Annotated in this window: 11 protein-coding genes; 3 read left to right on the top strand and 8 right to left on the bottom strand. The window is 70.0% G+C overall.

What is annotated here, in order from left to right:
* The first annotated feature begins 12 nt into the window (after positions 1 to 12).
* On the top strand, positions 13 to 1,767 hold the full coding sequence (sucB, locus tag AOA12_RS11100; RefSeq protein ID WP_054682727.1) for a 2-oxoglutarate dehydrogenase, E2 component, dihydrolipoamide succinyltransferase: 1,755 nt from the start codon (positions 13 to 15) through the stop codon (positions 1,765 to 1,767).
* A 15-nt stretch (positions 1,768 to 1,782) separates the two neighbouring features.
* Here sucB and AOA12_RS11105 read toward each other — a convergent pair whose 3' ends face one another.
* Positions 1,783 to 3,042: a hypothetical protein gene (locus AOA12_RS11105; RefSeq protein WP_054682729.1), complete on the bottom strand. Its 1,260-nt coding sequence runs from the start codon at positions 3,040 to 3,042 to the stop codon at positions 1,783 to 1,785.
* A 118-nt stretch (positions 3,043 to 3,160) separates the two neighbouring features.
* On the opposite strand from AOA12_RS11105, the gene AOA12_RS11110 reads away from it, so the two are divergent.
* Positions 3,161 to 3,871, top strand: coding sequence for a DUF4191 family protein (locus AOA12_RS11110; protein WP_054682731.1), 711 nt, complete (start codon positions 3,161 to 3,163; stop codon positions 3,869 to 3,871).
* Positions 3,872 to 3,879: 8 nt separating this feature from the next.
* Here AOA12_RS11110 and AOA12_RS11115 read toward each other — a convergent pair whose 3' ends face one another.
* Positions 3,880 to 4,284, bottom strand: coding sequence for an RDD family protein (locus AOA12_RS11115; protein WP_054682733.1), 405 nt, complete (start codon positions 4,282 to 4,284; stop codon positions 3,880 to 3,882).
* Between the two features lie 152 nt (positions 4,285 to 4,436).
* On the opposite strand from AOA12_RS11115, the gene glnA reads away from it, so the two are divergent.
* Complete coding sequence (glnA, locus tag AOA12_RS11120; protein WP_054682734.1) at positions 4,437 to 5,861, top strand: type I glutamate--ammonia ligase; 1,425 nt, start codon at positions 4,437 to 4,439, stop codon at positions 5,859 to 5,861.
* Positions 5,862 to 5,985: 124 nt separating this feature from the next.
* Here the strand turns inward: glnA and AOA12_RS11125 are convergent, their stop codons facing one another.
* The 6 genes from AOA12_RS11125 to AOA12_RS11150 all read right to left on the bottom strand — a co-directional run bounded on the left by AOA12_RS11125 (position 5,986) and on the right by AOA12_RS11150 (position 12,603).
* Positions 5,986 to 7,662, bottom strand: coding sequence for a flavin-containing monooxygenase (locus AOA12_RS11125; protein ID WP_054682736.1), 1,677 nt, complete (start codon positions 7,660 to 7,662; stop codon positions 5,986 to 5,988).
* 33 nt (positions 7,663 to 7,695) lie between these two features.
* Positions 7,696 to 8,637 (bottom strand): alpha/beta hydrolase, encoded by a 942-nt coding sequence (locus AOA12_RS11130; RefSeq protein ID WP_054682737.1) that lies wholly within the window; start codon positions 8,635 to 8,637, stop codon positions 7,696 to 7,698.
* Between the two features lie 91 nt (positions 8,638 to 8,728).
* On the bottom strand, positions 8,729 to 9,673 hold the full coding sequence (locus AOA12_RS11135; protein WP_054682739.1) for an alpha/beta hydrolase: 945 nt from the start codon (positions 9,671 to 9,673) through the stop codon (positions 8,729 to 8,731).
* A gap of 137 nt (positions 9,674 to 9,810) precedes the next feature.
* Complete coding sequence (locus AOA12_RS11140; RefSeq protein WP_054682742.1) at positions 9,811 to 10,905, bottom strand: helix-turn-helix domain-containing protein; 1,095 nt, start codon at positions 10,903 to 10,905, stop codon at positions 9,811 to 9,813.
* A gap of 367 nt (positions 10,906 to 11,272) precedes the next feature.
* The gene (locus AOA12_RS11145) at positions 11,273 to 11,668 is read right to left on the bottom strand and encodes a hypothetical protein (RefSeq protein WP_054682744.1); all 396 of its coding nucleotides are present in this window, start codon (positions 11,666 to 11,668) and stop codon (positions 11,273 to 11,275) included.
* A 2-nt stretch (positions 11,669 to 11,670) separates the two neighbouring features.
* On the bottom strand, positions 11,671 to 12,603 hold the full coding sequence (locus tag AOA12_RS11150; RefSeq protein ID WP_054682746.1) for a diacylglycerol/lipid kinase family protein: 933 nt from the start codon (positions 12,601 to 12,603) through the stop codon (positions 11,671 to 11,673).
* Positions 12,604 to 12,629: the final 26 nt, after the last annotated feature.

The following is a 12,629-nucleotide window of genomic DNA, read 5'->3' on the forward strand; positions in this document are numbered from 1 at the left end:
GGAGACACAGTCATGAGCACACCCGTGGTCCTCCCCGCGCTCGGCGAGAGCGTCACCGAGGGTACGGTGACACGCTGGCTCAAGAAGGTCGGTGACACCGTCCAGGCCGACGAGGGCCTGCTCGAGATCTCGACCGACAAGGTCGACACCGAGATCCCCTCGCCGATCAGCGGCGTCCTGGAGCAGATCCTGGTCGACGAGGACGAGACCGTCGAGGTCGGCGCCGTGCTCGCGCACATCGGCGACGGCTCCGCCGCGCCGGCCGCGGCTCCCGAGCCCGCGGCGGCCGCACCCGCCCCGGAGGCCGCTCCCGAGCCCGCCCCGGCCCCTGAGCCCGCCGCCGCACCCGCCCCGGCTCCCGCCGCTGCGGCCCCGGCCGCGGCATCCGACGCGCGCGACATCGTGCTCCCCGAGCTCGGCGAGAGCGTGACGGAGGGCACCGTGACCCGCTGGCTCAAGCAGGTGGGCGACACGGTCGAGGTCGACGAGCCGCTGCTCGAGATCTCGACCGACAAGGTCGACACCGAGATCCCCTCGCCGATCGCGGGAACGCTCGTCGAGATCCTCGTCGCCGAGGACGAGACCGTCGCCGTCGGCTCGGCCCTCGCCCGCGTCGGCTCGGGCGCCCCGGCTGCCGCCCCGGCACCCGCCGCCGCGCCGGAGGCACCGGCCCCCGAGCCCGTCGCGGCCCCCGCTCCGCCGGCGCCCGAGGCGCCCGCCGCCGCGCCGGCTCCGGCCCCGGCAGCACCGGCCGCAGCCCCCGCTCCGGCTCCGGCGGCTCCCGCTCCGGCAGCCCCGGCTCCGGCAGCCCCGGCTCCTGCCGCACCGGCGGACGCGCCCGCGGCGGACGACGGCGCGGTCGCGTACGTGACCCCGCTCGTCCGCCGTCTCGCTCAGCAGCAGGGCGTCGACCTGGCCACCGTGGCCGGCACCGGCGTGGGCGGTCGCATCCGCAAGGAGGACGTGCTCAAGGCGGCAGAGGCCGCGAGCGCCGCGCCCGCCCCCGCTGCGGCCGCTCCCGCCGCCGCGCCCGCTCCCCTGGAGGTGTCGCCGCTGCGCGGCACGACCCAGCCGATGTCGCGTCTGCGCAAGGTGCTGGCGGAGCGCGCCGTCGCGTCGATGCAGCAGACCGCCCAGCTCACGACCGTCGTCGAGGTGGACGTCACGAGGCTGGCCGCGTTCCGCGACCAGGTGAAGGCGGAGTTCCTGCAGAAGACGGGCGACAAGCTCTCGTTCCTGCCGTTCTTCGCCGCCGCGGCGGCCGAGGCGCTGCGGGCGTTCCCGATCGTCAACGCGACGGTGGACGGCACCGACATCGTCTACCCCGCGACCGAGAACCTCTCGATCGCGGTCGACACGGAGCGCGGCCTGCTCACGCCCGTGCTGCGCGACGCCGGCTCGAAGGACATCGCGCAGATCGCGCGCGAGATCGCCGACCTGGCCGCGCGCACGCGCGACAACAAGCTCAAGCCCGACGAGCTGGCCGGCGGCACCTTCACGCTGACCAACACGGGTTCGCGCGGCGCGCTCTTCGACACGCCGGTCGTGTTCCTGCCGCAGTCCGCGATCCTCGGCACGGGCGTCGTCATCAAGCGCCCCGGCGTCGTCTCGGTCGACGGCAAGGACGCGATCTCGGTGCGCTCCTACGTGTACCTCGCCCTGTCGTACGACCACCGCATCGTCGACGGCGCCGACGCCGCCCGCTTCCTCGGCGCGGTCAAGGCGCGCCTGGAGGCGGCGGACTTCGCCGCGCAGCTGGGGATCTGATCCCCGGAGCGTGAGTCACGGCTGGTCCGCGAGGTCATAGATCTCGCGGACCAGCCGTTTCTGCGCGGTCTCGGCCACGACGACGACCTGCGACACCTCCCCCGGCGCGTCGACGCGCAGCGCCCGCACGCCGCCGTAGTCGTCGAGGAGCGTGACGGACCGCTCCGGAGAGGGCACCGTCGCCGCCCCCGGCGGCAGCGCCTGCCCCGGGCTCTCCAGCAGCTCCCCGCAGTCCTGCGCGGCGGCGCACAGCGAGAGCGCGCGTACGAGCGCCGCATCCGCGTCCCCGTCGTCCTCCGGCGCCCCGTGCCCGTCGTCCACGCTCCCGGGCAGCGCGTCGCCCATGCTCTCCGGAGCGGATGCGGGCGACGCCGGCACCTCGGCCTTCGACTCCGCATCGCCGCCGGGCCAGAGCACGCCGCCGGCGACCACGAGCGCGGCGACGGCGGCGCCGAGCAGCAGGGGCCGCCTGCTCCTCGTGACGGGGACGCGCGGCGCGCGCTCCTCCCGCCCTCGGGCCGGCGGCCGGCGTCGCCGCACGCCCTCGACCACCCGGATCACGCGATCGGCGAAGCCGTCGTCGACGACGCGCGCGAGCCATCCTCGGATCGCGGTCGCGTGGCGGTCCGACGGCGGCCGTCCGGCCGCGACGGGGAACAGCGGCGCCGTGCCGACGGCCGACCCGGGTGCCGCACCGGATGCCGTGCCCTCTCCCAGCGGTCCCGGGACGGCCGCCGCGAACAGCGCCTCCTCGCACGCCGCGACGAGGCCGCCGCGCGTCGTCGCCGTCTCCAGCGCGGCGTCGACGACGCGCAGGGCGTCGCGCAGCGCCGGACCGCACACGCCGGCCCGCGCCGCGAGCACGTCGCGCGCCGCGTCGCGCCACGGCGAGGAGCCGCCGACGGCCAGAACGGGGCGACCGGTGTGGTCGACCCACCAGGATCCCTCGTCGACGCCCAGGGCGAGCGCCTCGTCCGCCGCTCGCACGATGCTCACCGCCGCCGTGACGACCGCGCCCTCGCTCGTCCCGACGCGGTCGACGAGCCTGCCCGCGCAGTGCACGAAGGCGACCCGATGACCGTCGCGGCTGCGCGCGAGCGCGCGCGGCACGAGGAGGTGTCCGCCGGGGGCCGCGCTCCAGACGACGGACGGGACGGCCCCGGCATCCGTCCAGACCAGCGGAGGATCGCCCGCGCACAGCGTGCCCGGGTACGGCGCGTCGCCGCCGTCGAGCTCTCGCAGCGGCGTCGCGGGTTCGAGAAGCGGTTCGGTCATGGCCACCAGCCTGCGCGACCCGGCGCCCGCCGGCGACGCGGCACGAGCGATCCGTGGACAGACCGCGCGATTCGCGCGTTGTGTAGGAGGAGTGGGCCGCGAAGGTAGGCTGGATGCCATGTCGCCGCGCAGTTCCTCCCCCGAGAAGCGTCCCGGATTCTTCCGTCAGATCGGATCGCTGTTCACGTTCACCCGGGAGATCTACCCGTGGCTGCCGTGGGTGCTCGCGGGAATCGTCGTCCTGGGCGTCGGCCTCGGCCTGCTCGTCGGGTTCCTGGTGCCGCCGGTCGCGATCTGGAGCGTCATCCTCTGGGCGATCTCGGGCCTGATGTTCGGCGTGCTCGGCGGCATGATCCTGCTGACCCGCCTGGCCACGACCGCGATGTACAAGAAGATCGACGGCGTGCCGGGCGCCACGGGGCACGTGCTCTCGACGGGGCTCGGCCGCGCCTGGGTGGCCTCCGACATGCCCGTCGGCGTCAACCCCAAGACGCAGGACGCCGTGTACCGCGTCGTGGGGCGCGGCGGCGTCGTCGTCGTGGGCGAGGGTGCGCGCGGCCGGCTGTCGCGGCTCATCAACGACGAGCGCGTCAAGGTGCAGCGCGTCGCCTCCGGCGTGCACATCGAGGTGCTCTACGTGGGACACGGCGAGGGCGAGGTGCCGCTGCCGAAGCTCGCGAAGACGATCAAGAAGCTGCCGAAGCAACTCGACCGGGCAACGATGGCGGCCGTCGTCAAGCGCATCGACTCCGTGTCGCAGTCGCTCACGTCGCTGCCGATCCCGAAGGGCATCGACCCCACCAAGGTGCGGGCGCCGCGCCCGCGCTGAGACCTGCCCTACGAGGTGCGCAGCAGGATGGTGCCGGCGGCCTTGTCGTGCAGCCCGCGCTGATCCGGGTCCCAGATCACGGCGGGGATCACGAGCGCGAGCAGCGCCGTGCGCACGACGGGGCGCCAGAGCCCCGGCCAGGCGCCGTCGAGACGCACGACCCGCATGCCCAGCAGGCGGTGCCCCGGGCTGCCGCCCACGGTCGGGATGAACACGATCTGCACGACCACGAAGATCAGCAGCGTCGCGAACGAGTCGTACGAGAAGAACGCGATCGAGATCACGACCGCCGCGGCCCAGTCGATCACGAGCGCCGCGATGCGGCGACCCGGCCGCGCGATGCTGTTCGGGCCCGACACGGGCAGACCCAGCCGCTCGCCCGGATAAGAGCTCTCACCGTCCGCTACGCTCACCGACCCAGCCTATCCGTCCCGTGTAACACGCCCGAAACATTCGCGATACCCAAGAGATATGGCTCCCCGGTACGGTCGAATCAGTTCTGGCACGCCGACACGACCATGCACGGCGTGCACAGGCGAAGTTCCGCCCCGATCCTGGAGAGTCCATGTTCAAAGATTCATCCGAGGTACTGAAGTACATCAAGGACGAGGACGTCAAGTTCCTCGACATCCGTTTCACGGATCTTCCCGGTGTGCAGCAGCACTTCAACATCCCGGCCTCGACCGTCGACGAGGATTTCTTCACCGTCGGCCAGCTGTTCGACGGCTCCTCGATCCGCGGCTTCGCGAACATCCACGAGTCGGACATGCAGCTGATCCCGGACGTGTCGACCGCGTACATCGACCCGTTCCGCGAGGCGAAGACGCTCATCATGCTCTTCGACATCTACAACCCGCGCACGGGCGAGATCTACCACAAGGACCCGCGCCAGGTCGCCAAGAAGGCCGAGAAGTACCTCGCGTCGACCGGCATCGCCGACACGGCGTTCTTCGCCCCCGAGGCCGAGTTCTACATCTTCGACGACGTGCGCTACGACGTGAAGCAGAACCAGAGCTTCTACTTCGTCGACTCGGAGGAGGGCGCGTGGAACACGGGCCGCGTCGAAGAGGGCGGCAACCTGGGCAACAAGACCCCGTACAAGGGCGGCTACTTCCCCGTCTCCCCCGTCGACAAGCAGGCCGACCTGCGCGATGACATCTCGCTGAAGCTCATCGATGCGGGCCTCGAGCTCGAGCGCGCCCACCACGAGGTCGGCACCGGCGGCCAGGCCGAGATCAACTACAAGTTCGACACGATGGTGCACGCCGCCGACGACATCCTGAAGTTCAAGTACATCGTCAAGAACACGGCGCAGGAGTGGGGCAAGGTCGCGACCTTCATGCCCAAGCCCCTGTTCGGCGACAACGGCTCGGGCATGCACACGCACCAGTCGCTGTGGCTCGACGGCAAGCCGCTGTTCTTCGACGAGCGCGGCTACGCCCAGCTCTCCGACACGGCGCGCTGGTACATCGGCGGCCTGCTGGCCCACGCCCCCGCGGTGCTGGCGTTCACGAACCCGACGATGAACTCGTACAAGCGTCTCGTCAAGGGCTACGAGGCTCCCGTCAACCTCGTCTACTCGGCGGGCAACCGCTCGGCCGCGGTGCGCATCCCGATCACGGGCTCGAACCCGAAGGCCAAGCGCATCGAGTTCCGCGCCCCCGACGCCTCGGGCAACCCGTACCTCGCCTTCGCGGCGCAGCTGATGGCCGGCATCGACGGCATCGTCAACCGCATCGAGCCGCACGAGCCGGTCGACAAGGACCTCTACGAGCTGCCGCCCGAGGAGGCCAAGAACATCCCGCAGGTGCCGAACTCGCTGCTCGATTCGCTCGAGGCGCTGCGCGCCGACAACGAGTTCCTCACGCGCGGCAACGTGTTCACCCCCGAGCTGATCGAGACGTGGATCGAGTACAAGATCGCGAACGAGATCCAGCCGATGAACGCGCGCCCGCACCCGTTCGAGTACGAGCTCTACTTCGGGGTCTGATCCCGAGAGGTTTCTTGGGGACCGCACTCCCGGTCTCCGAGGCCCGAGATGGACTGAGCCCCACACGGCGATCGCCGTGTGGGGCTCAGTCCATCTTCTGGCCGTTCACGGACGACCGTGAGCGTCAGCCCGCTGCCACCGGCATCCGGCTCGGTGACTGCGTGAAGCCTTCGTACTCCTTCGCCGCGACGTCGTCGATCTCGGACTGATAGAGGGCGCTGCCACCGATGTAGGGCATGAACACCCGCGGTTTGCCGGGGATGTTGGCGCCCAGATACCAGGAGTCGGCCTTCGGCCACAGCGACTCGTTCGCCATGTCCGTCACGTGCTGCGTCCACGTCGTCTGCGGCCGCAGCTCAGCCTCGATCCGGTCGACCCCCTTGTCGCGCAGATGGCTCAGCAGATCGGTCAGCCAGTCCACGTGCTGCTCGATGGCCTCGATGACGTTGCTCAGCACCGACGGGCTGCCGGGGCCGGTCAGCATGAACAGGTTGGGAAACCCGTGCGTCGACAAGCCGAGATAGGTCTGCGGACCGGCTTCCCAGGCGTCCTGGAGACGCTGCCCGTCCACGCCGATGATGTTGAGCCCGAGGAGCGGACCGGTCATGGCGTCGAAACCGGTGGCGTACACGATGATGTCGGCTTCGATCACCTTGCCGCTGGCCAGCTGGACGCCTTCGGGGACGATCCGTTCGATCGGATCGGCGTGCACGTCCACGAGGTCCACATGCGACTCGTTGAAGATCTCGAAGTAGCCGGTGTCGACGATCTGACGCTTGGTCCCCATCGGATAGGTCGGGAGCAGCTTCCGCACGGTCTCGGGATCCTTGACGATCGAACGGATCTTGTCCCGCGCGAACTCGGAGATGATCTCGTTCGCCGCGGGGTCGGTCATCGTGTCCCTGTAGCCGAACGGGAAGTACGCACCGGCGCTGACCCAGAGCGCCTCAAGGTAGGCCTGCCGTTCCTCTGGTGTGTCGTCGAAGATGCTCTTGGTCGACAACGACTCCCAGAGCCTGCGGACCATCGGCCGTTCGGCCATCGCGGCCTTGGCCTGTTCGATCGCCTTGAGCGACTGCGCAACGAACTCTGGGGTCATCGGGACGTTTCCGGCAGGCACCGAGTACTGCGGCGTCCGCTGCAGGATGGTCAAGTGCGCTGCGGTCCGCGCGAGCACCGGCGCGATCTGCACCCCCGAGGAGCCGGTGCCGATCTGCACGACGCGCTTTCCGCTGAAGTTCACGCCTTCGTGCGGGAAACGGCCGGTGTGGCACGACTCCCCCTGGAAGTCGTCGACGCCGGGGATGCCGGGGATCTTCGAGTCGGACAGGCAGCCCACCGCGGTGAGCACGAAGGTGCAGGTCACCCGATCGCCCCGATCGGTCACGATCGTCCACTTCCTTGCGTCCTCGTCCCAGGAGACCCGGGTCACTGTCCGTTCGAAGCGGATGTCGCCACGCAGGTTGTAGCGGTCGGCGACGTGCCGGGCGTACTCGAGGATCTGCGGCTGCTGGGAGTACCGCTCCGGCCACTTGCTCTGATACTCCGTTCGCAGCTCGGGATCGAAGGAGTAGTTGTACTGCAGGCTCTCCACGTCGCAGCGAGCACCGGGGTAGGCGTTCCAGTACCAGGTCCCGCCGACGTCCGGGGCGCGCTCGAACGCCACCGTGGACAGGCCGAGCTCACGCACTCGGCGGAGCATGGCCAGGCCGCCGAACCCGGCGCCGATGATGACGACGTCATAGTCGCCTTGGTCGATGTCGGCTGCGGGGCTCGTAGTAGTTGCTGTCTCAGTCACCATTGACTGCTCTCCTTGTTTCATCCGTGCTTGCGTTCAGAGGTTTGCGGACTGCGGGGCGATCGACGCGTTGATGGCGTCAGCGACGTAGTCCAATCCCGCGGCGGCGCCGGGGAGGATGTTGACCATCGTGAAGAAGCCGTGCATCTGACCCTCGAAGAGTCGCTGCCGGACCGAGACTCCCGCCGACTCCAGTGCCTCGGCGTAGGCTTCGCCCTCGCTGCGCAGCACGTCGTGCTCAGCGATCAGCACCACTGCCGGCGGCAGACCGGACAGATCCGTTGCTCGCAGCGGCGAGGCGTCCGGCTCAGCTCGACGACTCTCATCGGCGTAGTGGTCCCAGAACCAGATCATCGAGTCTTTGGACAGCATGAGCTGGTTCTCGGCGGCCAGGTACGAGGGCGTGTTCAGGTCGGCGTCGGTGACCGGATAGATGAGCACTTGCAGGGCGACGGGCGGGCCCGACCGGTCGCGAGAACGCTGGGCCACGATCGCTGCCAGATTGCCCCCCGCCGAGTCGCCCGCGACGATGATCGGCACCGTCCCGCCGGCGATCGAGTCGAGGTTCTCCTCGACCCAGGTGAGCGCCTGCCAGGCGTCCTCCACCGCGATCGGGTATCGGTGCTCGGGCGCCAGCCGGTAGTCCACCAGGACGACGGTGGAGTCCGTGCGCAAGGCCAGCTGCCGGCCCAGGTTGTCGACCTGCGGAATGTCACCGAGGACCCAGCCGCCACCGTGGTAGTAGACGACGACCGCCTTGGGGAGCTCCGGTGTGAGCACCCGGATCGCGAACGAGCCCCCGTCCGGGGTGCTCAGCGTGTGGTCCGAGACGGACGCCACGTCGGGACCCGGGCCCGAGAGCTGAGTCAGCATCGCGATCATCTGACGTGCGTCAGCGGGTGCGAGCTCGTGCAGGGGCGGGCCGCCCTGCGCGGCCATCTGGGCCAGGAATCCGGCCGTTGCCTCGTCGATTGCCATGGTGGACCTTTCTTTGGGCACTTCAAACCGTCGCCCTAAAGCGACGGGTGCTGCGGGTGCAGCGGGGACAGCGTGAGTGTCGGCGGAGTGACTACGAGTGCGCGGTGGGCTGGTTCAGCAGTGCCCGAATCCGTTGGACGGTGTCGTCGACCATCCGTCGGGAGACTGCGGCCTCCGTGACGAGCCAGGAGCCGTGGAACGCCCCCGGGTACAGGTGCAGCTCGGTGGGAGTGCCGGACTGGGCCAGGCGTTGCGCGTAGTCGATCGCCTCATCGCGCAGTGGATCGAACTGGCACACGCCGATGTAGGCGGGCGGAAGCCCGGACAGGTCTGCCATCCGGGCGGGCGCGGCGTAGCCGTCAGCATCCGCGCCCGCCAGATAGGCCTCCCAGGAGAGCTGCGTGTGGAGCCGGGTCCAGACCGGCGTGTCGGTGTAGGCGGTCATCGAGGGGGTCGTCATACGGTCGTCCAGCTCGGGGGCGTCCAGGTACTGCAGGCACAGCCGCGGCCCGTTGCGGTCCCGGCTCAGCAGCGCGACTCCCGCCGCGAGTCCGCCGCCGGCGCTGGCGCCGCCGACCCCGATCCGGTCGGGGTCCATGTCGAGCAGAGCGGCGTTCTCGGCCATCCAGATCAAGGCCGCATAGCAGTCCTCCATCCCGGCCGGATACGGGTTCTCGGGCGCCAGCCGGTAGTCGACGGCCACCACCACCGCGCCCGCCCCGTCGGCGATGGTCGAGATGGCGTGGTCCTCATAGTCGATGCTGCCGAGCACGAAGCCGCCGCTGTGGAGGTAGAGCATGCCAGGGAGCGGACCGGGAAGGTCTGCCGGCGTGTAGATGCGGGCGCGGATGTCCCGAGCACCGATGGGACCGGGAATGAACCGATCCTCGACGCGCACGTCGCCGGTCGGTGGCGCACTGCGAAACGCGCCCAGCGACGCGGCCAGCTCTCGCCTGGCGGCGGCGATGTCGTGAAGGCTCACCTGCGGCAGCATTGAGATCCAAGGCACCAGTTCTGGATCCAGGCGATACGTCATCCGCACGGTCTCCTCCGAGAGATAGCCACGTTGCTGTCGAAACCTCTTTCAGGCTATGAGGCGCCGCGATACGTGTCACGGGTCGTTTGGCGCAGCATCGACCAGGCGGTGCGCCATATGTCACAAGGCGCGGCGAGTCAGAACAGATCGATGGAGTTGCGCAGGCGCTGCAGGATGATCGCGACCATCAACCGGGCGTGCCCGTACTTGTCCGAGATGCGAAATCCCAGCACCTTTTCCGCCCGCGTCACGCGGTGCCCCACCGAATTGTGGTGCAGATGCAGCATCACCGCGGCGCGGCGGAACGACTTGGTCGCTGCGACTGCCTCGAGAGTCCTGATCATGTCCTCGCCACCGAGCTCCGCGGCCAGCCGATCCAGCGCATCGACGTCCGGGATGTCCGCCAAAGCCGCCTTCGGCAGGCGCTCTATGACGGCGGCGATCGCACCCATCTGCCCGTAACGCACGATCGCCGCTTCCTCCATCTCGTACGGGGGCTTCGGATGGGTGCTGGGCAGGCTGAGCCGCAATGCGGCTTGGGCCTGTCGCCACGCCGTGGGCAGGCCATCGGCGTCGCGGGCGGTCGAGGTTCCGAAGCGCGCACCGACGGGCACTCTGATCGTGCGGTTGTCGATCGCCGCCGAGGTGACGATCGCCGTCACCTTGCCGATGTCCCCATGCCGTGCCGGCTTCAGCTGCGCGGAGATGTCGGCAGCGGCGTCGGAGGAACCGATCACGGCGAGCACCCGGATGGCGCGAGCCGGGTCAAGGCCGAGACGACGGACCAACCTGTGCCGATCCGCGTCGGGCAGACCGGGACGAAGGGCCTGCTGCACCAGTGTCTCGGGATCCGACTCAGCGATCTGGTGCTCCCGGCTCCTCCCCAGCGCCGCAGTCACCGCCAGCCCGAACCGTTCGATGACCAGCTCATCCAGCGGCAGTGGCGCACCCGCCCGGTCGAGCCACAGTTCGTCGCCTGTGGCCAAGCGGTGGAGGGCTGCGTCGGGCGGAGGGTCCCCCGCGCGCAGAAGCCCCCCGGGCTCGGCGATCTGGCTGAGAATGCCGTCCGCGGTCCGGATTCCTGCCGGAGCCTCGGCGAGTTCTGCAGTATGTCGCAACACCGTCGCGACATCCGCCTGTTGCGCGATCAATGCATCGAAGAAGCCGATAACCCGAAGAGCGCTTGCGGCGTCGGCATCGAGCGCGGACAACCTCAGCAACAAGTTATACATGCACTTACATTAGAGGTTTCGCCGATGGGTGGTCAGGATGAGGCCTTGACCCCGGATCGTGGACACGGTGTCGTTTCGGATATGCCGCTTCCGCTCCGAGTTCCCGCCGAGCGCGCGCTTCGGCCGCGCCATCAGTCGGCCGCCCTGTCCATCGGGACCATGAGCCGCCCTGCGATGAACGCCTCGACATCCTCATCGCGGTCGCGGACGTTGTGCGACGAACGGCAATCCGAGACCCCTGCTCCGCGCGGGTTCCGTCCGCCGGTCCGCGAGCGTCCTGACGGGGATGCCCGTGTCGTCGGCAAGCTCCTGCGGAGTCCAGAGGCGGCGGCGGTCGTCGCTCCTGCCAAGCAGGCAGGCGGCACGCTCACGGCACGTACGGGGGCGGCGAGTTCGCGCCCATCTCGAACAGGCGCCCCTCCCAGACCAGCTGAGCGAGCAGGATGCCGGCGACGGAGGCCGCCGCCACCGCGATAACGGCCCAGACCATCGCCCGCCGCCCCGGACGCGCCGCGCGACGCGCGAAGCCGCCGAGGACGAGCAGACCGACGACATGGGCGACGATGAGCGGCGGCAGGCCGAACAGCATGCCCTGCCCCTCCATCGTCGTGCCGGCAGCCAGCGCCTTCGGCTGCTCGGTCATCTCCTCGAAGAACGACAGGCCGTACCAGGTCCACACGACGAACATGGCCGGCACCCCGAGCACGGCGAACACGACGAAGGGCGCGAGAGACCCGCGCGAACCCCGTTCCGTCGCCTCCATCGTCAGCGCACGCGCAGCGCGCCGGGCTGGACGCGGGCCCGGAACGCCGAGATCTCGCCGACCTCCTCGCCGTCGATCTCGAAGGGCTGCGGCGCGCTGAGGACGACGTCGATCGACGTGGTCGACAGATGCTCTGTCGAGTCGGTGCTGACGGCCTCGTCACGACCGCCGAAGAGCCGCTTGATGCCGTTGTCCCAGACGACCGAGCGCACCGTGTCGAGCCACTGTACGACGCCGTCGGAGGTCACGACGAGCACGTCGAGCAGGCCGTCGTCGACCTCGGCCGCGGGCAGGATCGCGAGCCCGCCCTGGATCGTGCCGCAGTTGCCGACCAGCACCGTGTGCGCCTCGACCTCACGCGGCTCGCCCCCGTCGACGGCGAGCGTCAGGGGCACGAGATCGGTCGCGGACACGGCCCGTCCGAGGGCCTCGACGTAGGCGAGCCATCCGGCCTTCTCCTTCAGGTCGTCGTCGGTCTGCACCAGCATGTGCGCGTCGAGCCCGAACCCGATCATGACGGCGAACGCACGCTCGATCGTGCCCTCGTCGCCGTCGTACGACACCCAGCCCAGGTCGATCGGACGCGCGTCCCCGTCGCGGGCGCGTTCCAGTGCGGCGCGGAGGTCGCCGAGCGGCACGCCCAGGTTGCGGGCGAGCAGGTTGCCCGTGCCCTGGGGCACGATCGCGAGCTCGGCGTCGGAGCCGGCGAGCGACTCCGCGACCGCACGCACGGTGCCGTCCCCGCCGACGGCGAGCACGAGCGCGCAGCCCCCGGCGACGGCCTCGGCAGCCATCCCCGCGCCCGGGTCGTCCTCGCTCGTCTCCCACCAGCGCACGTCGGCGTCCGCGCCGAACACGTCGTCGACGACGGCCCGCAGGCCGTCGCCGTCGAGCTTCGAGGGGTTCCAGACGATGCCGATGGTCCGCGTGCTCATGGCTTCCACTGTGCCTCAGCTTCGGG

Source organism: Microbacterium sp. No. 7 (assembly GCF_001314225.1).
Classification (GTDB): Bacteria; Actinomycetota; Actinomycetes; order Actinomycetales; family Microbacteriaceae; genus Microbacterium.

Excerpts from the sequence above, each read along its gene's own strand:
- AOA12_RS11150 (WP_054682746.1), bottom strand. The coding sequence starts at position 12,603 with ATGAGCACGCGGACCATCGGCATCGTCTGGAACCCCTCGAAGCTCGAC.
- AOA12_RS11125 (WP_054682736.1), bottom strand. The coding sequence starts at position 7,662 with ATGGTGACTGAGACAGCAACTACTACGAGCCCCGCAGCCGACATCGAC.
- AOA12_RS11130 (WP_054682737.1), bottom strand. The coding sequence starts at position 8,637 with ATGGCAATCGACGAGGCAACGGCCGGATTCCTGGCCCAGATGGCCGCG.
- AOA12_RS11110 (WP_054682731.1), top strand. The coding sequence starts at position 3,161 with ATGTCGCCGCGCAGTTCCTCCCCCGAGAAGCGTCCCGGATTCTTCCGT.
- AOA12_RS11105 (WP_054682729.1), bottom strand. The coding sequence starts at position 3,042 with ATGACCGAACCGCTTCTCGAACCCGCGACGCCGCTGCGAGAGCTCGAC.
- sucB (WP_054682727.1), top strand. The coding sequence starts at position 13 with ATGAGCACACCCGTGGTCCTCCCCGCGCTCGGCGAGAGCGTCACCGAG.
- AOA12_RS11135 (WP_054682739.1), bottom strand. The coding sequence starts at position 9,673 with ATGACGTATCGCCTGGATCCAGAACTGGTGCCTTGGATCTCAATGCTG.
- glnA (WP_054682734.1), top strand. The coding sequence starts at position 4,437 with ATGTTCAAAGATTCATCCGAGGTACTGAAGTACATCAAGGACGAGGAC.
- AOA12_RS11145 (WP_054682744.1), bottom strand. The coding sequence starts at position 11,668 with ATGGAGGCGACGGAACGGGGTTCGCGCGGGTCTCTCGCGCCCTTCGTC.
- AOA12_RS11140 (WP_054682742.1), bottom strand. The coding sequence starts at position 10,905 with ATGTATAACTTGTTGCTGAGGTTGTCCGCGCTCGATGCCGACGCCGCA.